The following is a 19721-nucleotide window of genomic DNA, read 5'->3' on the forward strand; positions in this document are numbered from 1 at the left end:
CGCTCAGTCCTTCGCCCTCCTTTTCATCGCCGGTCTTGATACGGGCTTCGGCATCGAACAGATATGAATCATCGGTTCCGCATGTGCGCTGCGAAACTGCGCAAGCTCGAGGCGGCGCAGGTCGTAGCTGCCATGGGCCCCCAATTGCAGCAGTACCGCGCCTGTCGGCTTCAATTGCGAGGTCGCCTCGGCGATGTGGCGAAAGCCTTCGGAGATTCCGGGCAGATAGGTGCGGAGATCGGTTTGCGCGTGCTGCAGCCCGCCGGCCTGCACGAGCTCGTCGAGGGGAAGGTCGACGTGCTGATCACCCGCGGGGTGAGCCACCATCCGGGCTATCGCTGCGAACGGATCAATGAAGGATCGGGTCCGGGTGATTGGCTGGTTGCGTGGCGCGCGGCGGCCTCGAAGGCGCGGAGCGCGTTGAGCGGGGGAAGGGCGTAGGTCATCGCAACGGCACTTTGACACCGATAGGCCGCGGGCTTGCAATAGATTTCCTTGCGCTGAACCGCAGCAATGATGCTTTGCACAAGGGTGATGCCGCCGGATAGCCTTGACCCGCAAATCCGGAGAAACGCCATGTCGCCACTCACATCGTCAGCCACAATCCCGCAACGGTTCACCCGCCCGCCGGCGGCTACAGCATGGGCCTCGAGCTGAAGCAGCATCGCCGCCTGCTGTTCATCAGCGGCCAGGTGCCTGAAAAGTCCGACGGCACCGTGCCCGACGGCTTCGAGGCGCAATGCGAGCAGGCCTGGCGCAACGTCAGGGAGGTGCTCGCCGCGGCAGGTCTCGGCGTCGAGCACCTGGTCAAGGTCACGACGTTCCTGACGGAACGCAGTCAGCTCGTGATCAACCGCGCCATTCGCCGCGCCATGCTCGGGGAGCACCAGCCGGCACTGACCGTCGTTGTCGTCGAGACCGTCGACAGCAAATGGCTGCTGGAGATCGAAGCGATCGCCGCGGAATGAGGCGGCGCCGTCGATGTTGCAAATGAGCCAATCATATCAGGTGTCCAATGGCCGAGATCCATCCGTTCTACCAGACGCACCGCCAAGCCATGGAAGCCGCCATGCGCGAGCGACTAGACCTTGCCGACGCGATGCTCCGCGAGCGCGCGCAACTCTCAGATATCGACGCAATCAGGCAGGAGGTGATGGACGAATTCGAGATCGTCCTCACCCAGATTCCTTACGTCGGTGGCGCGGCAAGCCGCATGAGTGATTTCTTCATGCGCCTGACCGGCTTCATGGCCATCAGCCGGGTGCTGCGTCGCCACGACGTGCCGGTGCCCGTGATCGGCGAGATCGAGCGGGAAACCTACAAGGCGCAGCTGCTGACGACATCCGAAGCCGAGCGTCTCGCCGCGGGGCGTCAGTTCATGTCACGGGAGAACCAGGCTTTGATGCGCGAGCAGGCGGCAAGAAGCGTTACAAGAGCTCACCAAGCGGAGTTTCCGGACGATTTCGTCTACGATTTCGTTGAGCCGCGTCCCCAGGACAGCTTCGAGTTCGGCATCGATTACAAGGCCTGCGGCTTCTGCAAGCTCGCGGCACGTCATGGCGACAAGGAGATCCTGCCGACCATCTGCGGCCTCGACTTCGTCGCCTACGCCACGCGAGGCATCCGCCTGGAACGGACCCAGACGCTGGCGGGCGGCGCCAGCCACTGCAATTTCCGGTTTTCGCGGTTGTCGCCGGATGCCGAGGCTGGGAGTTAGACCGCACCCGCTGACCCGCGATAGAGCGGAATGGCTTTAGGTCGAGCCGATTGCCACGGGCTCGGTGCAACCTCTCTCGCTTGCGGGAGAGGTCGGCGCAAAGCGCTGGGTGAGGGCTTTCTCCTCTTGGGGATTGTCCCATTTGCGCGATCGAGCCTCATTTCATCGCGCCTTAGGTAGATCCCAGATCGCCGTTCTGCTCGCAACGACGGGGGATGCACCGGCCTTTCGAAGCCGGCTGCCGATGATGACATCATGCCCCTGTTTTGCCCGACGAGTCAAATCGACTTCGCCAAATCGGAAGTTAACGATGCTGCCGGCAAGTCATTGATTTCGCTGGCCCCGGCTACTGTGCATGGGGTTGTTTTCGCAGTTTTTGTTTTTGCGGCCGTCTACTCCGCCGCTTTTTCCCTCAAGCGCTGCGCGTAGACATTGATGACCAGCGCGGCCAAAAGGATCAGGCCGCGGATCAGGATTTTCAGGAAGCTGTCGATGTTGACGTGGTCGAGGCCGTTGTTGAGGACGCCGAGCACGAACAGGCCGACGATGGTGTTGCCGATGCCGCCGCGGCCGCCGAACAGGCTGGTGCCGCCGACGACGACGGCGGCGATGGAGTCGAGCAGGTAGGTGTCGAACTCGTTCTGCTGGGCACTGCCGAAATGGGCAACGCCGAGCATGCCGCCGATACCGGAGCACACCGCCGAGATCACCATCACCGCACCGAGGATGAGCTTGACGTTGAGGCCGGAATACTCGGCCGCCTCGCGGTTGCCGCCGACCATGTAGACGTAGCGGCCGAAGCGCGTGTAGGTCAGCACCAGATGGCCGCCGAGCAGCATGATGGCGGCGACGATGACGATCCAGGGGATGCCGCCGATCGAGCCCGAACCGAGCGTCGTGATCAGGCTCGGCACCTTGTAGGCGATCTGGCCGCGCACCAAGAGCGCGGAGATGCCGGCGGCGATCTGCATCATCGCCAGCGTCATGATGAAGGAGGGGATGCCGATCACGGTCAGCCCCAGCGCATTGACGAGGCCGAGCAGGCCGCAGAGCAGGATCGACAGGATGACCGCGACCGCGCCGGGCAGCGGGATGTTGGCGATGTTGACGTAGGATTCCTGCAGCGTGAAGTAGGCGACCGCAATGCCGGTGACGTTGGCGATGCTGGCGATCGACAGGTCGATTTCGGCGCAGAGGATCACGAAGGTGAGGCCGACGGCGATGATGCCCGTGACCGACACCTGCGTCAGGATATTGCCGAGATTGTCGAGCGTCGCGAAGGAGGGGCTGGCGAAGGCGAAGAAGGCGGAGAGGAAGATCAGCGTCAGGAACGGCGCGATGTTGCGCATCTGCGAGCGAAGGAAGGGCGCAAGGCCCCGCGCCCGACGAGCTCCCGCAAAAGCCGTCTCACTGCTCGCCATTGTGCGTCTCCGTCACGCCGCCTCCAGCAGGCGGTCCTTGCTGACCGGCTCGTTCCTGAATTCCCGCACCAAGGCGCCGCGCTTGAGCACGAGGATGCGGTCGGCCAGCGACAGCACCGTTTCCGGCTCGGTCGACAGCACGATGATCGCGAGCCCCCTGGCGCGGAGGTCGCGAACGATGTTGATGACGTCGTTCTTGGCGCCGACATCCATGCCGCGGGTCGGCTCGCACAGCACCAGGAGCTTTGGTGGGTAGGTGAGCCATTTCGCCAGCGCGACCTTCTGCTGGTTGCCGCCCGAGAGCATGCCGAGATCGAGGCCGACCACGGGCGGCCGGATCTGCAGCTGATCGACCTGGCGCTTGGCGATGTCGCGCTCCTGCGCCGGCTTGAGCAGCACGGACGAGATGCGGTCGAGAATGCTGATCGAGATGTTCTTGTAGACCGGCTCCTGGTGAAACAGCATGTCGCGCCGGCTCTCCGGCACCAGCGCCACGCCGGCGCGCCGCGCCGCCGCCGTGCTGGCGAAGGTCGTTGGCGCGCCCTCGACGGCGAGCGTGCCGCTGTCCGGCCTCAGCTTGCCGAACAGGATGCGCGACAGCTCCTGCTGGCCGCACCCCATGAAGCCGTAGATGCCGAGCACCTCGCCGGCGCGAGCCTCGAACGAGACGTCCCGAAGGCTGCGGGACAGCGATAGCTGGTCGACCCTAAGAACGACCTTGCTGTCGCTCGGCTGCGGCAGCATCAGATCGTCAGTGTAGCTATGCTCGAGCACCTCGCCGCCGCGGCCGATCATGGCCTCGATCAGCGCGCCCTTGCTGGTCGCAGCGCTCGCGGTCTCCGCCACCTTCCGCCCGTTGCGGAACACGGTCACCGTGTCGGACACGCGCAGGATGTCCTCGATGAAATGCGAGATGAAGACGATTGCAGTGCCTTCCTCGCGCAGCCGCCGGAGCGTTGCGAAGAGCCGCTCGACCTCGGGCGGGGAGAGGGCAGAGGTCGGCTCGTCCAGGATGACGATGCGGGCGCCGGAGAACAGCACGCGGGCGATCTCGATCAGTTGCTGCAGTCCGATCGGGAGATCGCCGAGCCGCGCCATCGGGTCGACGTCGATGCCGAAGCGGGCGAGCTGCTCGCCCGCCTCGCGCGCCATCCGCCGCCACTGCACGAGGCCGAGCGCGTTGGTCGGCTGGTTGCCGAGGAAGACGTTCTCCGCGACCGTGAGGTCGGGCGCAACGCTGAGCTCCTGATGCACCATGGCGATGCCGGCGGCGTGCGCATCCCGCGCCGAGCGGAAATGCATCTCCTGGCCGTCGACCAGGAAGCGGCCGGAGAACTCGGTGTGCACGCCGGCGATGATCTTCATCAGCGTGCTTTTTCCGGCGCCGTTCTCGCCGACGAGACCGTGGATCTCGCCGGGATAAAGCGCGAAGTCGACACCACGAAGCGCTTCGACGCCGCCGAAGCTCTTCGTGATGCCCTGGAGTTCCAGGATAGGCTGTTGTCCCGCAGTCATGAAAGTTCAGATCTGGAGACTCAGATCAGGAAGTGATCCTGCATCCACTGCATCCCGGCGGCGTTGGCCTTGGTCACGACCGGGCCGTCGGTGACGACGTTCTTCGGGATTCCCTGTCCGCTCTTCTCGCCGCCGACCACGGCCGATACGCCTGCAATGATGGCGCCGCCATGGATGCGGCAGGAGGGATTGCGGACGGTCGCGAACATGCGGCCTTCGCTCACCGCCTGGATCGCCGGCGGCATGGCGTCGACGCCGCCGATCAGGATGTTGGTGCGACCGCGCGCCTTCATGATGTTGGCCGCCGCAAGCGCCATGTCGTCATTGTGGAAGAACGCCGCGTCGATCTGCGGATATTTCGTCAGGTACGTTTCCCACAGACGCGCCGTCTTGGAGACGTCCCAGTCGGCCGGCTGCGTGTCGAGCACCTCGATGTTCGGAAATTGCTTCACGACGGAGTTGAAGCCCTTGGCTCTTCCTTGCGCGCCGGTATGTCCGAGCGCGCCCTGGGTCATGATGATCTTGCCCTTGCCGCCCATCGCGTTGCACAGCGCCTGCGTTACCGAGGCGCCCATGAACTCGTTGTCGGGAGCGAGGAAGGAGTGGACGTTGATCTGATCGAGCGGCGCGATCAGCGTGTCCATGTCGATCACGGGCGTGCCGGCGTCGATCATCTTCTGAACCGGCTGGGTCAGGGTGCCGATGCCGAAGGCCTGGATCGCGACGAAGTCCCATTTCTGCGAGGCCATGTTGTCGATCGCGGCGCGCTGCTTGACCGCATCGAGCTGGCCGTCGAACCAGGTCACTTCGACGTTGAACAGCTTGCCCCAGAATTCCGCCGCCTGCTTTCCTTGCGCGCACCAGGTGGCCTGGAGGCCCGCGTTGGAGAAGGCCGCCTTCAGCGGTTTTTCGCTGCGTCCGACTTCGGCCGCAAGTGCGGGGTTTATGCCCAGGCTGCCGAAGAGGGCAGCCCCGGCGCCGGCGGTCGCGGCCGCCTGTAGAAGATCGCGCCTCGTCGTCGAGAAATCTTTCGTCCCGGACATCGCTCGCTCCCATATATTTTGTCGTCGGCGCGTCATTGCTTGCGCGACCGATGTCCGAAAGTCTCTCACAAGAGTTGTTGGCACTCAATCTGCAATCAACCGCGAGACAGGCGTCGCATCAGCCGGGAGTGTCCGCTGCGCGTCACCGCGAGGTCGAGCATCGCCCGCGCGTCGATCCCTGCGCGAGCGCAATGCCCCGCGCGCAATGCTCGACTACGATGACTGGTCGCTGTGGTCGGAAGGAGCGTTCATCTGCCACGCACGCAAAAAAAAGAGCGGGGCCCTGGCCCCGCTCAAAAATTGTGTCGACCCTATTATCCCCGATTCTAAGATTTGCTCTTGATTGACGGGGCGACGCTGCGTTTTGCGCGCCAGGGGCTCCTCCCGAGACTTGGACCACCAGGCCTCGACCTCACGGTCAGCGCCTGAGCAAGAGGATGCTAGATCAACTTTTCTCACTTGTCATCATTTTCAGCAACGAATGTTCAAAATTCGAGCAGCTGACGAAATGATCGAGCTTTTAGCCATATAACCATATGACAAATATAAGAAATTTGTGGACAGGCGGGGCAGGTCTCCCTGCCTCAAATGCCGGACCGACGGCGGTGGCACACGCCGACCACAGCTTTCGAGAAAGCTGCGCTGGGTCAAGAAGGCGGCGGAACTGACCTCGACTCGGCCCCGGCCGCAGTGTTTAGTTGCCGGTCGAGCGAACGGTTTCGGCGGATGCGCGCACGGCTACAAAAATACTTGCCCTTGGTCCTGCTCGCCCTGGTGATGCAGGTGCTGGCGCCGATTGCCGCCTGCTGGGCGACGGGCGAGGCCGTGTCCGATCCGTTGTCCGCAGCCGTCATCTGCCACAGTGTAGGCGAGCAGGGCGGTCTGAATGATCAGTCGGGCACGCCGACCGCGCATGCCGGCGCTTGTGCGCTGTGCTGCCTGGCGCATGCCGGCGCCTCGCTGGATTCGCCGCCGCAGGTTGCGCTCGCCATTCCCGCCCGCGACGCTGGCCGGGTGGTGTGGCGTCCCGCTGAGGTCCCCGCCGTCGCCCTTCATGAGGGCTCGAGCGGCCAGGCCCGCGCACCGCCTCGAATTTCCTGACGTACTGACGAACTTTGCCCCGGTGCGCTTGTTGGCGCGCGACGGGCATCTTGCAACAGACCGGCTGGTGCGCCGGTATCAGGAATTGGCTCATGCCTTGTTTTCGTTCTCTGCAGAGCGCGCGTGCGCGCGCGATTCTACTTGCCTCCGCATCCATTCTGGCGTTTCCACAGGCTGTGCGGGCGCAGCTGAATCGGCCGGAACTTCCCCCGGTGACGGTTGAAGCGCCTTCTGAAAAGCGCGTGTCAGTGCCGCGTCCAAAACGCGATGCAGTGCGGCCTGAGCGTGTTGCGCGGGACCTGCGCACGACTCCGACTCCGCAGCCGACCGCGAGCGCTCAGGGGACGGGCATTCCAGGCGCCCTGACCGTGCTGACCGCGCAACAAGCGCTCGCGGAAATCAACCAGACGCCGGGCAGTGTGGCGCTCGTATCGGCCGACGCCTACCGCAATTCGACCCCCTCGAACACAATCAAGGACATTCTGGACTACGTGCCCGGCGTGTTCGCCCAGCCCAAATGGGGCGACGACACGCGTCTTTCGATTCGCGGCTCGGGCCTGTCGCGCAATTTCCATCTGCGCGGCGTGCAGCTCTACATGGACGGCATTCCGATCAACACTGCGGACGGCTATGGCGATTTCCAGGAGATTGATCCGACGGCCTACAAATACGTCGAAGTCTACAAAGGCGGGAACGCGCTCCAGTTCGGCGCGAACTCGCTCGGAGGTGCCATCAATTTCGTGACGCCGACGGGCCGCGACGCGTTGCCGAATGGCGTGTCGCTCGATGTCGGAGGGTTTGGCTTCAAGCGCCTTCAGGCGAACACAGGAGGCGTGAACGGGCCTTGGGATGGTTTCGTGACCGCTTCGACGCAGTCCGCGGACGGGTTTCGCGATCACAGCTTCGGGTCGAGCAACCGCTTGAGCGGCAATGTCGGCTATCAGTTCTCCCCGGACGTTGAGACGCGGTTTTACCTCAACGCCAATGAGGTGCGGCAACGGATTCCTGGTACTGTGACTAGGACGTCTGCCCTGACCAATCCGGAGGCTGCCGCGCCGGCAAACGTTGCAATGGATCAGCAGCGCAACATCGAGACCGTCAGGCTGGCGAACAAGACGGCGGTGCGGTTCGATGACACCAAAGTTGAATTTGGCGCTTTCGGGGTCGACCGCCATCTGATGCATCCGATTTTCCAGTGGCTGGACTACCGTTACAAGGACTACGGCGGCTTTGTGAAGGTCACAGACGAGCGCACGATCGGAGGCTTCCGCAACAGACTGGTCGCTGGTGTCAACGTATTGAACGGCAGCATCGACAACCAGCAATTCGCCAACATCGCCGGGCAAAAGGGCGCACTGCTGTCGTCGTCGATCGATCGCTCGGAAAATGCCTCCGTCTATATCGAGGACAGCTTCTACTTCCTTCCGAACGTCGCGGTCGTCGGCGGCACGCAGTTTCTGTACGCAACCCGCAATCGGCAGGATCGCTTCCTGAGCGATGGAGATCAATCAGGGGCAACGCGCTTCAATCTATGGTCACCCAAGGGCGGGCTGCTGTGGCAAATCGATCCAGGCTGGCAGGCCTTCGCCAATGTGTCGCGGAGCGCCGAGGTGCCGAGCTTCGGTGAGAGCGCGAACGGTCCCGGCATTCCGACGATTCCGTTCACCAGCATCCGTCCCCAGATCGCGACCACCTACGAAATCGGAACGCGCATGAGGCGGCCGGACTATGCGTGGGAGCTCGCCGCCTATCGCGCCAACATTCGCGACGAGCTCCTATGCCTCTACAGCGCCTTCGGCAATTGCAATGTGACCAACGCAGACCGCTCCATTCATCAGGGCGTCGAGGCGGGGGCGGGGGCCGCAATCTTCCGCGAGATCTTCGTGAGCGGATCTGCGCCGGACAAGATCTGGCTCAACGTCGCCTATACGTTCAATGACTTCCGTTTCGACAACGATCCGACCTTTGGAAACAACAAATTGCCGGGAGCCCCGGCGCACTATTTGCGCGCGGAGCTGCTCTACAAGCACCCGACCGGTCTCTACTTCGGTCCCAATGTCGAATGGGTACCCCAGGCGTATTTCGTCGACAGCATGAACACGCTGACGACGGAGCCCTACGCGCTGCTCGGCGTGAAGGCAGGGTTCGATAATGGCGGCCCGCTGTCCGGCTACATCGAGGGGCGCAATCTCACCAACAAGACCTACATTGCCAGCGCGAGCATCATTGATCGAGCGACGGCAACGTCGCCCTTGTTTGAGCCGGGTACTTGGAGGGCAGTGTACGTCGGAATGAGGTATCGATGGTGAGGCTTGCACGTCACTTGCCGCCGAATCTGCCCTGCGGGAGGCGATCACGAGAGTCCGAACGACTATGAACAAGGGAATCACCATGAAGAAAACGAAGCTTGCTCTTCTCACAATTTCGCTGCTGCTCACTGGTTGTGCCGTTGCATCGGCCGACGACGTCAAGGCCGGCGATCTCGTCATTTCGCAGGCCTGGAGCCGGGCAACGCCGGGCGGCGCCAAGGTTGCGGGCGGCTATCTGATCATCGAGAACAAGGGAACGGCGCCCGACAGGCTGGTCAGCGTTTCCGCGGACATCGCCGGCAAGGCCGAGGTCCACGAGATGGCGATGGACAATGGTGTGATGAAGATGCGGCCGCTCGACAGAGGGCTCGTCATCGACGCCGGCAAGACCGTGAAGCTTGCTCCCGGCGGCAGTCACTTGATGCTCCAGGAGCTGAAAGGCCCGCTCAAGCAGGGCGACAAAGTGCCGGTGACGCTTCAGTTCGAAAAGGCCGGCAAGGTCGCGGTGTCCCTCGACGTGCAGGGCGTCGGCGCTCAGGCCCCCGGCGACGGCGGACATTCCGGTCACATGGAAATGAAGAAGATGCCTGATCATTCCGGAATGAAGATGTGATGCAGAGGATCAAGTCTCCCATGACCACTCGCCGGAATTTTACGGGCCTTGCGCTCGCGATGGTTGCGTTGCTCTCGGTAGCCGCCACGCCGCTTGCAGCGGCGACCGACGACGACAGCTTCTTCACACATCTCCACACCGAGAAGGCGATGGCCAATGTCACGGTATCGCCGGGCCGAGCTGGCCCGGTCGAGATCGTCATCCAGCTCGAAACCACGGACGAGACGCCGCTCTCGGCCGAAGCCGTGTCGGTGACGCTGGTGCATACGCAGACAGGCAGGAAGCTCGCACCCGTGCAGGCGTCTCGCGATAGCGAGGACGGCTGGCACGCGAAGGTCGCGCAATTGACGCCCGGACGCTGGATGCTGGGCCTCGGGATATCGATCTCGAAGGCCGATCATGTCAACGTTGAATCGCCGATCCTGATCAAGTGATCTTCTCGAAGAGGCCGAACATGTCGAAGAGATCCTGTCTGATCCTCGCTGCCACGCTCGCCGCATCGCCGGCGGCGGCGCACGTCACGCTCGAGACGAAGCAGGCGGCCGTCGGCTCGTACTACAAGGCCGTATTCGCCGTGCCGCATGGCTGCGCGGGCTCGCCCACCGTGAAGCTCCGCGTGCAGATCCCGGAAGGGGTGATCGCGGTGAAGCCGATGCCGAAGGCTGGCTGGACTGTCGATGTGCTCGAGGGCAAATATGCCAGCGAGTACGATTTTCACGGCAGCAAGCTCTCCTCCGGCGTCAAGGAGGTGACATGGTCCGGCGGGAAGCTGCCGGACAGGTACTATGACGAGTTCGTCATGCAGACGATGCTGACCGACGTGCTCAAGCCGAACACGATCCTGTATTTCCCCGTCGTGCAGGAATGCGAATCCGGCATTAGCCGCTGGATCGAAATCCCAGCGGAGGGCGCAGCGCATTCGCATGAGAGCAAGTCGCCGGCCCCGGGTGTGAAGCTCATGCCAAAACCCTGATGCGCCTGCTCGCCGCGCTCACGACGCTGCTCCTCGTTGCCGGTTTTGCGACCGGCGCATCGGCCCATGCGGCGCTGATCTCGGTGACGCCCGCAAGCGGCAGCATTCTTGCGAGCGCACCAAAGGCCCTGGAGCTGCGTTTCAACGAAACGGTTACGCCAGGTGCAATCCGGCTGATCGACGGCGCGGGCAGGGCGCGGGACGATGCGCGCGTCAGCGCATCGGGTGAGGCGATCTCGATCGCGATGCCGCCGGACCTGCCGCAGGGCACGGCGGTGGTCAGCTATCGCGTCATTTCGCAGGACGGTCATCCGGTCGCGGGCTCCGTGATCTTCTCGATCGGTACGCCGACGGCGACGCAGCCGCCCGCGAGCGCGGATGCCGGCCTGAAGGTTCTGATCTGGCTGACGCGGATCGGCCTCTATCTCGGGCTTTTCGTCGGCGTCGGCGGCGCGCTCTTTGTGCAATGGATGGCGCGGTCGCTCACGGGCATGGTCGCGCCGGGCGTCGCGCTCGCCATTGGTGTGCCGAGCGCCGTCATTTCACTCGGTGCGCTGGGCCTCGATCTGCTCGGATTGCCGCTCCCGGCGGTTGCGACGACTGCTCCCTGGAAGGTCGCGTTCGCGACCAGCGCGGGTCCGGCCATGCTGGTGGCGATCGCCGCGATGCTGTTTGCATTGATGGCCCTGCGCAACGCCGGTTATGCGCGCTCACTTGCGATCCTCGCATTCATCGGCGTCGGCTTGTCGCTCGCGATGACCGGACACGCCGCAACCGCGCCGCCGGAAATGTTGATGCGTCCGGCGATCTTCCTCCACGGCGTCGGCGTCGCGTTCTGGATCGGCGCGCTGGCGCCGCTCGCAGCGCTTGTGTCGATGTCGCCGGACAAGGCCTTGCCGATCGTGAACCGCTTCTCCCGGATCGCCGTGCCGATGGTCGGCCTCCTCGCATTGAGCGGCCTTGCGCTCGCGATCGTCCAGCTCGAAAAGCCCGCGGCGCTGATCGAGACCTGGTACGGTCTCGTTCTTCTCGCCAAGCTCGCACTGGTGCTCCTGCTGGTCACACTCGCAGCGCTCAACCGCTTCTGTTTCACCCCGGCGCTGGAGAGAGGGCGCGCAGCCGCCCTCAAGCGCTCGATCGTGTTCGAAGGCGCGATCGCTGTTGCCATCTTCGCCCTCGTCGCCGGCTGGCGCTTCACGCCGCCGCCTCGGACCCTTGTTCCCGAGACGCCCTTGGCGATCCACATCCATACCGACAAGGCGATGTTCCAGGTGCTGGTCTCGCCCGGCAAGGCGGGGATCGACGATTTCGTGCTCCAGCTCATGACCGGCGGGGGCACGCTGCTGGAGGCCAAGGAGGTGACACTCACTCTGAGCCTGCCCGAGCGCGGCATCGAGCCGATGGAGCAGGGTGCCTCGCTCGGGCCGGACCACTACTGGCATGTCCGCAAGGTAGAGCTTCCTTTCGCCGGACGCTGGCGCGTGCGGATCGATGCGCTTGTGACTGATTTCGAGAAGATCACGCTGGAGGACGAGCTCGAGCTGGCGCCGCCCTAAGCTTGCCGAGTTTGCGGCGCATGCTGAACTTCGAGCTGAACCTGAAGTCGACGGAAAAATGACAAGGAATTTCGCCGCGTTAGCGGCTTTTCCTCATTCCCGGTCTTGTGTTTTTGCTCCCAATCCGGTTTCACTGCAGCCGATCACTGATTCCCAGAGTATTACCATGCGGTTGTCGCGTTTCTTTCTGCCCATTCTGAAGGAAAATCCGAAAGAGGCGGAGATCGTCTCGCATCGCCTGATGCTGCGCGCCGGCATGATCCGGCAGGAGGCCGCCGGCATCTATGCCTGGCTGCCGCTCGGCTTCCGCGTGCTCAAGAAGATCGAGCAGATCGTGCGCGAGGAGCAGGACCGGTCCGGCGCGATCGAGGTTTTGATGCCGACACTCCAGCTCGCCGACCTCTGGCGCGAGAGCGGTCGCTATGATGCCTATGGACCGGAGATGCTGCGCATTGCCGACCGGCACAAGCGCGAGCTGCTGTACGGGCCGACCAATGAGGAAATGATCACCGAGATCTTCCGCGCCTATGTGAAGTCCTACAAGAACCTGCCGCTGAATCTCTATCATATCCAATGGAAATTCCGCGACGAGCAGCGCCCGCGCTTCGGCGTGATGCGCGGCCGCGAGTTCCTGATGAAGGACGCCTATTCCTTCGACCTCAACGAGGCCGCGGCACGCGTCGCCTACAACAAGATGTTCGTCGCCTATTTGCGCACCTTCGCGCGGATGGGACTGAAGGCGATTCCGATGCGCGCCGAGACCGGACCGATCGGGGGGGATCTCAGCCACGAGTTCATTGTGCTGGCAGAGACAGGTGAATCCGGCGTCTTCATCAATCGCGACGTGCTGGACCTGCCGGTGCCGGGCGAAGACGTCGATTATGACCGCGATCTGACGCCGATCATCAAGCAGTGGACCTCGCTCTATGCGGCGACTGAGGACGTCCACGACGCCGCGCGCTTCGAGCGGGAAGTGCCGGTGGATAAACGGGTCAACACCCGCGGCATCGAGGTCGGTCAGATCTTCTATTTCGGCACGAAATACTCCGAGCCGATGAAGGCGCTGGTGGCGGGCCCGGACGGCGTCGACGTGCCGATCCACGGCGGCTCCTATGGTGTCGGCGTCTCGCGCCTGGTCGGTGCCATCATCGAGGCCTGCCACGACGATGCCGGCATCAAATGGCCGGAGGCGGTGGCACCGTTCCGCGCGTCGATCCTCAACCTCAAGCAGGGCGATGCGGCCGTCGATGCGGCCTGCGAGAAGCTTTATGCCGAGCTCACGGCCAAGGGCGTCGACGTGCTCTACGACGACACCGACCAGCGCGCGGGCGCCAAGTTCGCCGCCGCGGACCTGATCGGAATCCCCTGGCAGATCATGATCGGGCCGAAGGGCCTCGCCGACGGCAAGGTCGAGATCAAGCGGCGCAGCGATGGTGCCCGCGAGACCATGTCGCCGGCGGACGCGGTCGCCCGGCTGGTCGGCTGAATATTGTTCATCGCCCGATATCGCGGCCGCCAATCCGGCCACAATTGACCCCGAATCATGGGATTATCGAGCGATGGATGAGACCATGACCGAGACCGTGCAAACCGCGCCTTTTGCGCCATTCGAGTGGATGCTGTCGGCGCGCTATCTGCGGGCGCGCCGCAAGGAGGGATTCATCTCGGTCATCGCCGGGTTCTCCTTTCTCGGCATCATGCTGGGCGTCGCGACGCTGATCATCGTCATGGCCGTGATGAACGGCTTCCGCAAAGAGCTGCTGGACAAGATCCTGGGGCTCAACGGCCACATCCTCGTTCAGCCGCTGGAATCGCCGCTGACCGACTGGAAGGACGTCGCCGAGCGCATCAGTCAGGTCGAGGGCATCCGCCTCGCGGCCCCCGTCGTGGATGGTCAGGCGCTGGCGTCATCGCCATGGAACGCCTCGGGCGTTCTGGTGCGAGGCATCCGGTCCGACGATCTCAACAACCTCACCTCGATCGCCAAGAACATCAAGCAGGGCTCGCTCGAAGGCTTCGACGACGGGCAGGGCGTCGCGATCGGCCGCCGCCTCGCCGACCAGCTATCGCTGCATGCCGGCGACAGCATCACGCTGGTGGCGCCGAAGGGCGCGGTGACGCCGATGGGCACGACGCCGCGGATCAAGCCGTACAAGATCGTCGCCGTGTTCGAGATCGGCATGTCCGAATACGATCTCGGCTTCGTGTTCATGCCGCTGGCCGAGGCGCAGGCCTATTTCAACCGCAGCAACGACGTGACCTCCATCGAGGTGTTCACCACCAATCCCGACAAGATCGACGCCTTCCGCAAAGCGGTGACGGAGGCTGCGGGCCGGCCGGTGTTCCTGGTCGATTGGCGGCAGCGCAACTCGACCTTCTTCAATGCGCTCCAGGTCGAGCGCAACGTCATGTTCCTGATCCTGACCATGATCGTGCTGGTCGCGGCGCTGAACATCGTGTCGGGCCTGATCATGCTGGTGAAGGACAAGGGCAGCGATATCGCGATCCTGCGCACGATGGGCGCCTCGCAAGGATCGATCATGCGGATCTTCCTGATCACGGGCGCTTCGATCGGCGTGGTCGGCACGCTGGTCGGCTTCTGCGTTGGCCTCGTGATCTGTCTCAACATCGAATCGATCAGGCAATTCCTGTCCTGGCTGACCAGCACCGAGCTGTTCTCGCCGGAACTCTACTTCCTGTCGAAATTGCCCGCAGAGATCGACATCGGCGAGACTACGGCGGTTGTCGTCATGGCGCTGACGCTGTCGTTCCTGGCGACGCTCTATCCGTCGTGGCGCGCCGCGCGGCTCGATCCCGTCGAAGCGCTCCGGTATGAGTGAGGGGCTGATGGAGCAGCAGCAGGGGGCCGAGGATGTACCGGTCATTTATCTCCATGAGATCAAGCGGCAGTACTTGCAGGGTGAGGTGCCGCTAACGATCCTCGACGGTGCCAAGCTGGCGCTGTGGGCCGGCCAGTCGGTCGCGCTGGTGGCGCCCTCGGGCTCCGGCAAGTCGACGCTGCTGCACATCGCGGGGCTGTTGGAAGCGCCCGACTCCGGCGAGGTCTATGTCTCGGGCGCGCCGACCTCGCAGCTGCCCGACATCGAGCGCACGCAGCTCCGCCGCACCGATATCGGCTTCGTCTACCAGTCGCACCGGCTGTTGCCGGAGTTCTCGGCGCTCGAGAATGTGATGCTGCCGCAGATGATCCGCGGCCTGAAGAAGTCCGAGAGCGTCAAGCGCGCCAAGGAGATCCTGGGCTATCTCGGCCTTGGCGATCGCATCACCCATCGCCCGGCCGAGCTGTCCGGCGGCGAGCAGCAGCGTGTCGCGATCGCACGTGCGGTCGCCAACGCGCCACGCGTGTTGTTTGCGGACGAGCCGACCGGCAATCTCGACCCAGGTACGGCCGAGCACGTGTTCCAGGCCCTGATGCAGCTGGTCAAGGCGACCCAGGTGTCGATGCTGATCGCGACCCACAACATGGAGCTCGCCGGCCGCATGGACCGGCGCGTCTCGCTGTCGCACGGCAAAGTGGTCGAGCTCGATTAAGCAAGTCAGCCGCAGGCTCGGTTCACCTCTCCCCAGCGGGGAGAGGTCGATTTGCGTCAGCCAATCGGATGAGGGGGACTGCCCAACGAAAGACCGTAAACCCTCACCCGGCGCGCGGGACGAACGCGCCGACCTCTCCCAAGGGAGCGGTGAGTTCCCGACGCCGCGCTGCTCGAGTCGAACTCAAAACTGCGAAAACAACCCCATGCACAGTAGCCAAGTGCTTGACGGGACTGACGAAAAAACGGCGACGGCGCTCTGCCGCCGCCTCAGGGCTCAAGGCCTGATCACGGTCAATTTGAACGGTCCGCCATTCGCCGCGGCATGCGCTACCGCCTCGTTGGCATGCTCGAGGTCGAAGGCGGTGGTCTCGTACTCGTCGAGCCGCAGCAGCCCGGCGCGCACCAGCGCGATCAGGCGGCTCGCCGCATCCGGCGGATACATCCAGACGCCGTGGATGCTGATGCAGTTGCGCATGATCCAGGGGTAGGGCAGCTCGAGGCCGGCGCCGCCCGCCATGCCGACGCCGCCCATCAGCACGACGCGGCCATATGCGCGCACCGTCATGACCGCGGCCCGCACGACGGTCGGGCTCACCGAGGGCGGCATGATGTCGAACACGCAGTCGATCGGGCCTGATGCAGCGCGCTTCATGCGCTCGCGGTCGTCGTCCTCATTGCCGGTGAGCCTGACCGGCTTCACGCGGCTGCCGAAGCGGCGGACCAGGTCGGCGAGGATCTTTTCGTTGCGGCCAGGCGTGACCACGCAGGCGGCGCCCATCGCGAGCGCGACCGAGACGGCCGCGCTGCCGAAATTGCCGGTGGCGCCGTTCACCAGCACGGTCTCGCCAGGACGAAGGTTCGCAGCGAGGAAGCCGCCATAGGGCACCAGCAGCGTGCCCAGTGCGCACCAACGCGTCGCCTCCTCAGGCGTGATCGCGCCGAGCCGTTTGACGTTCTCGGTCGGCAGGCGCATCTGCTCGGCGAAGGAGCCGTGGCGAAAGTGCTTTTGCAGAGACATGCCACCGGGCCCGGCGGCCGTCAGCCCTTGCAGGGCGATATCGGGCGCAACGGCGTCATCGCGCGAGCGCACCGTCGGATCACAGAACACCCAGTCGCCGGTCGCCAGCTTGGTCGCGTCCGGGCCGATCGCGCGCACCCGGCCAATGCCGCCGGGGCCCGGGATGACCGGCAAGTCGAGTGCGTAATTGCGCTCCCCGCTGAAGACCTCGTTCATGTAGGAGAGCACGCGCGTGGCGACGACATCGACGATGACCTCGCCGGTGCCGAGCACCGGTTCGGGGACATCTTCGATCACCAATGGCGAGCCGAAGGATTTGAGCACGGCAGCTTTCATGATGTTCACCTCAAAGTCGGGTGAAGCCGATATGCACCGCCTTGGAGAGGCCAGGAAGGCCTGGTATTATCCTAGTATTCCCAGGGCCCTCCATTGCGGGAGCGACATCGATGGCCGACCCACGCCGCGTCGAATTCGGCGATTTCCTCAGGTCCCGCCGCGAAAAGCTGTCGCCGAAGACCGTGGGCCTTCCGGCGGGGCGCCGCCGGCGCACTACAGGCCTGCGGCGCGAGGAGGTCGCGCAGCTCGCCGGCATTGGGGTCGACTGGTACATCCGCCTCGAACAGGGCCGTACCGTCAGCCCGTCGGTCACCACCATCGATGCGCTGGCCCGCGCGCTGCGGCTCAGCAAGACCGAGCATGCGCACCTCAAGGATCTCGCGCGCGACGGCGACAGGCGTCCGTTCACCCGCGAGGTGGTGCCGCCGCCCATTCTGCGCCTGGTCGAGAGCCTGCCGCATCCGGCCTACATCACCGGACGGCGCTGGGACGTGCTGGCCTGGAATGAAGCCGCAGAAGAGATCTTTGCATTCGGCCGGCTGCCGGAGGACGATCGCAACACGCTGCTGTTGATGATGACCAACAAGCAGACGCGAAAATCCTACGGCGCGGGCTGGGCCGATGTCGCAAGGCGCATGGTCGCGATGTTTCGCGCCACCCACGATGTCTGGGCCGGCGATCCCGCCTTTGCGGAATTGCTGACGCGCTTGCGCGAAGGTAGTCCCGAATTCGTCAAATGGTGGGGCGCCCACGAGGTGCACGGCACCTTGTCGGGCCGCAAGACCATCACCCATCCGACCAAGGGCGTGCTGCATTTCGAGCACACGAGTTTTCAGGCCAACGACGACGCCGCGCTGAGGCTCGTGATCTATACGCCGGTGTGATCGCGCGCGGGAACTCGCGTCAGCATTTGAACGCGGAGCCGTACCGCCCGCGGCGAAAGGGGCTCTTGCCAATTTAAGACCATTCGGTCTATATATCTACATATGCGCAGCCAGTCTCCCGTGCAGATTCCCCGTGGCCGTCCCCGAACGTTCGACACCGAAGCTGCTGTCGAACGCGCGATGAATGTGTTCTGGTCGCGCGGCTATCACGCCACGGCGCTCCCGGACCTTCTTCGAGCGACCAAGCTCTCGCGCGGCAGCCTTTACGCCGCCTTCGGCGACAAGCATTCGCTCTTTCTGCGTGCACTTGATCGTTACATTGCCGATGCCATCGATCGCATGGACGTCGAATTTGCCCCTGAGAGAGAGCCGGTCGACGGCTTGCGGGCCTATTTCGCCGGTTACGTCGAGCGCAACAGCGGGGCCAATGGCCGGCGCGGATGCCTGCTGGTCGCCACAGCCATGGAACTGGCCGGCCGTGATGCCGAGGTCGACCGTCGCATCGGGAGCTTTTTCAGAGCCATGGAGGCTCGCTTGGTCGATGCCCTGTCCCGTGCGAAGGCAGCGGGCAGATTGGCCGATGGCGTCGAGCCTGCGAGTGCCGCCCGCATTATCGTCTGTTTCGTCGAGGGCATGCGGGTGGTCGGTAAAACGGCTCCGGCACGGATGATTTCGCAAGCCACCGTCGACGCTTTGCTCGATCGCTTTATCAGGTAGGCAGACCATGGACGTTTCCGCTGCTCGCAGGCCTATATCTGGACCGAGTAGTCTTGAAAAGAACGGCGCCATGTCGGCCATCCAGATCGTCTGCGCCGTGGCCGTTCCGTTGCTCTGGGGCTATCAGTTCGTGGTCATCAAGGTCGGCGTGACGGAGTTTCCGCCGCTCTTCTTCCTCGCGCTGCGCTTTCTGGCCATCGCGCTGCTGCTTGTTCCATTCGTTGGGCAGCCTGCGCGACAACAGTTCGGTCCCGTCGCAGCCATTTCGCTTTTCCTGGGCGGACTGAATTTCGGTCTCTTCTATGTTGGCCTTGGGCTCGGCTCGGGAAGCCTGTCGGCCGTCGCATACCAACTCGCCCCGCCTTTCACCGTCCTGTTGGCCTGGCCGCTGCTGTCGGAAAAGCCGTCGCTCGCCACATCCGCCGGCGTCGTGATCGCATTCGCCGGTGTGGCGGTGCTGGCCGCGGGACCCGGCTTGTCCGCAAATACCCTTCCGCTGCTGCTTGTGGTCGGAGCCGCGTTCGCGTTTGCGGTGTCCAATGTCTTGATCAAACGCTATGGCCCTTTTGAACCGCTGATGTTGATGGGGTGGTCGTCGCTGCTTGCGGTGCCTCAGGTTCTGGTGATGTCGTTGCTCCTTGAACATGGACAGCTCACGAGCCTCGTCGCCGCGGATGACCGTGGTTGGCTGGCGCTGGCCTACACGATCTTCATCGGAGGGATTGTCGGGTTCGGCCTCTGGTTCTGGCTGATTGCCCGTTGCTCCATAGGCCGCGTCGCGCCATTCGGACTTCTGCTTCCGGTGTTCGCCTTGACATCGAGCGTGTTGTTTCTCGGCGAACATATGACGCCGAAGTTGCTTGTCGGGGGGCTGCTCGCGATATCAGGCGTCGCCATGACGCAGCTGCGACCGGCCACGCGTTCGTGAGCAGGGCAGGGGAGACGGACCTCGCTCGCCGGAGCG

At 63.9% G+C, this 19721-nt stretch carries 19 protein-coding genes and 1 pseudogene; 14 read left to right on the forward strand and 6 right to left on the reverse strand.

Features of this window, described 5'->3' with window-relative positions:
- Positions 1–75: 75 nt before the first annotated feature.
- Both BRAD3257_RS18660 and BRAD3257_RS40335 read right to left on the reverse strand, forming a co-directional pair.
- Positions 76–231 (reverse strand): annotated as a pseudogene (locus BRAD3257_RS18660) (LysR family transcriptional regulator); the annotation flags it as partial.
- A gap of 101 nt (positions 232–332) precedes the next feature.
- On the reverse strand, positions 333–665 hold the full coding sequence (locus BRAD3257_RS40335; protein WP_174221539.1) for a hypothetical protein: 333 nt from the start codon (positions 663–665) through the stop codon (positions 333–335).
- Between BRAD3257_RS40335 and BRAD3257_RS18670 the strand changes: the two genes are divergently transcribed.
- Positions 642–968, forward strand: a complete 327-nt coding sequence (locus BRAD3257_RS18670) for a RidA family protein (RefSeq protein WP_162500257.1) — start codon at positions 642–644, stop codon at positions 966–968. The genes BRAD3257_RS40335 and BRAD3257_RS18670 overlap by 24 nt on opposite strands.
- Before the next feature lie 47 nt (positions 969–1015).
- A complete protein-coding gene (locus tag BRAD3257_RS18675; protein WP_122403021.1) occupies positions 1016–1717 on the forward strand; it encodes an L-2-amino-thiazoline-4-carboxylic acid hydrolase in 702 nt (233 codons plus the stop codon).
- 392 nt (positions 1718–2109) lie between these two features.
- Here the strand turns inward: BRAD3257_RS18675 and BRAD3257_RS18680 are convergent, their stop codons facing one another.
- From BRAD3257_RS18680 to BRAD3257_RS18690, 3 genes are read right to left on the reverse strand one after another with little or no spacing between them, the layout of a single operon-like run.
- Positions 2110–3138: an ABC transporter permease gene (locus BRAD3257_RS18680; RefSeq protein WP_122403022.1), complete on the reverse strand. Its 1029-nt coding sequence runs from the start codon at positions 3136–3138 to the stop codon at positions 2110–2112.
- Positions 3139–3150: 12 nt separating this feature from the next.
- Positions 3151–4653 carry a sugar ABC transporter ATP-binding protein gene (locus BRAD3257_RS18685; protein ID WP_122403023.1) on the reverse strand — a complete coding sequence of 501 codons (1503 nt, stop codon included), beginning with the start codon at positions 4651–4653 and terminating at the stop codon, positions 3151–3153.
- A 20-nt stretch (positions 4654–4673) separates the two neighbouring features.
- Positions 4674–5696, reverse strand: a complete 1023-nt coding sequence (locus BRAD3257_RS18690; protein ID WP_162500258.1) for a sugar ABC transporter substrate-binding protein — start codon at positions 5694–5696, stop codon at positions 4674–4676.
- Positions 5697–6422: 726 nt separating this feature from the next.
- On the opposite strand from BRAD3257_RS18690, the gene BRAD3257_RS18695 reads away from it, so the two are divergent.
- The 9 genes from BRAD3257_RS18695 to BRAD3257_RS18735 all read left to right on the forward strand — a co-directional run bounded on the left by BRAD3257_RS18695 (position 6423) and on the right by BRAD3257_RS18735 (position 15800).
- The gene (locus BRAD3257_RS18695) at positions 6423–6797 is read left to right on the forward strand and encodes a DUF2946 domain-containing protein (protein ID WP_122403025.1); all 375 of its coding nucleotides are present in this window, start codon (positions 6423–6425) and stop codon (positions 6795–6797) included.
- Positions 6798–6889: 92 nt separating this feature from the next.
- A complete protein-coding gene (locus BRAD3257_RS18700; protein ID WP_122403026.1) occupies positions 6890–9106 on the forward strand; it encodes a TonB-dependent receptor family protein in 2217 nt (738 codons plus the stop codon).
- A gap of 82 nt (positions 9107–9188) precedes the next feature.
- Positions 9189–9719: a copper chaperone PCu(A)C gene (locus BRAD3257_RS18705; protein WP_122406640.1), complete on the forward strand. Its 531-nt coding sequence runs from the start codon at positions 9189–9191 to the stop codon at positions 9717–9719.
- A 20-nt stretch (positions 9720–9739) separates the two neighbouring features.
- The gene (locus BRAD3257_RS18710) at positions 9740–10153 is read left to right on the forward strand and encodes an alkaline phosphatase D family protein (RefSeq protein ID WP_244607988.1); all 414 of its coding nucleotides are present in this window, start codon (positions 9740–9742) and stop codon (positions 10151–10153) included.
- 20 nt (positions 10154–10173) lie between these two features.
- Positions 10174–10692 (forward strand): YcnI family copper-binding membrane protein, encoded by a 519-nt coding sequence (locus BRAD3257_RS18715; protein ID WP_122406641.1) that lies wholly within the window; start codon positions 10174–10176, stop codon positions 10690–10692.
- On the forward strand, positions 10692–12248 hold the full coding sequence (locus tag BRAD3257_RS18720; RefSeq protein ID WP_122403028.1) for a copper resistance CopC/CopD family protein: 1557 nt from the start codon (positions 10692–10694) through the stop codon (positions 12246–12248). The genes BRAD3257_RS18715 and BRAD3257_RS18720 overlap by 1 nt, the downstream gene beginning before the upstream one ends.
- 166 nt (positions 12249–12414) lie before the next feature.
- A complete protein-coding gene (gene proS / locus BRAD3257_RS18725) occupies positions 12415–13734 on the forward strand; it encodes a proline--tRNA ligase (protein ID WP_122403029.1) in 1320 nt (439 codons plus the stop codon).
- 73 nt (positions 13735–13807) lie between these two features.
- Positions 13808–15088 (forward strand): lipoprotein-releasing ABC transporter permease subunit, encoded by a 1281-nt coding sequence (locus BRAD3257_RS18730; protein WP_122403030.1) that lies wholly within the window; start codon positions 13808–13810, stop codon positions 15086–15088.
- A 7-nt stretch (positions 15089–15095) separates the two neighbouring features.
- Positions 15096–15800, forward strand: a complete 705-nt coding sequence (locus tag BRAD3257_RS18735) for an ABC transporter ATP-binding protein (protein WP_122403031.1) — start codon at positions 15096–15098, stop codon at positions 15798–15800.
- Positions 15801–16076: 276 nt separating this feature from the next.
- Here the strand turns inward: BRAD3257_RS18735 and BRAD3257_RS18740 are convergent, their stop codons facing one another.
- On the reverse strand, positions 16077–17156 hold the full coding sequence (locus BRAD3257_RS18740; RefSeq protein ID WP_162500259.1) for a quinone oxidoreductase family protein: 1080 nt from the start codon (positions 17154–17156) through the stop codon (positions 16077–16079).
- A 110-nt stretch (positions 17157–17266) separates the two neighbouring features.
- On the opposite strand from BRAD3257_RS18740, the gene BRAD3257_RS18745 reads away from it, so the two are divergent.
- The 3 genes from BRAD3257_RS18745 to BRAD3257_RS18755 all read left to right on the forward strand — a co-directional run bounded on the left by BRAD3257_RS18745 (position 17267) and on the right by BRAD3257_RS18755 (position 19685).
- Positions 17267–18040, forward strand: coding sequence for a helix-turn-helix transcriptional regulator (locus BRAD3257_RS18745; RefSeq protein WP_122403033.1), 774 nt, complete (start codon positions 17267–17269; stop codon positions 18038–18040).
- A gap of 180 nt (positions 18041–18220) precedes the next feature.
- A complete protein-coding gene (locus BRAD3257_RS18750; protein WP_244607989.1) occupies positions 18221–18757 on the forward strand; it encodes a TetR/AcrR family transcriptional regulator in 537 nt (178 codons plus the stop codon).
- Positions 18758–18827: 70 nt separating this feature from the next.
- The gene (locus BRAD3257_RS18755; protein ID WP_122403034.1) at positions 18828–19685 is read left to right on the forward strand and encodes a DMT family transporter; all 858 of its coding nucleotides are present in this window, start codon (positions 18828–18830) and stop codon (positions 19683–19685) included.
- Positions 19686–19721: the final 36 nt, after the last annotated feature.

This window comes from Bradyrhizobium vignae (assembly GCF_900324035.1).
In the GTDB taxonomy this organism is placed as follows: Bacteria; Pseudomonadota; Alphaproteobacteria; order Rhizobiales; family Xanthobacteraceae; genus Bradyrhizobium; species Bradyrhizobium vignae.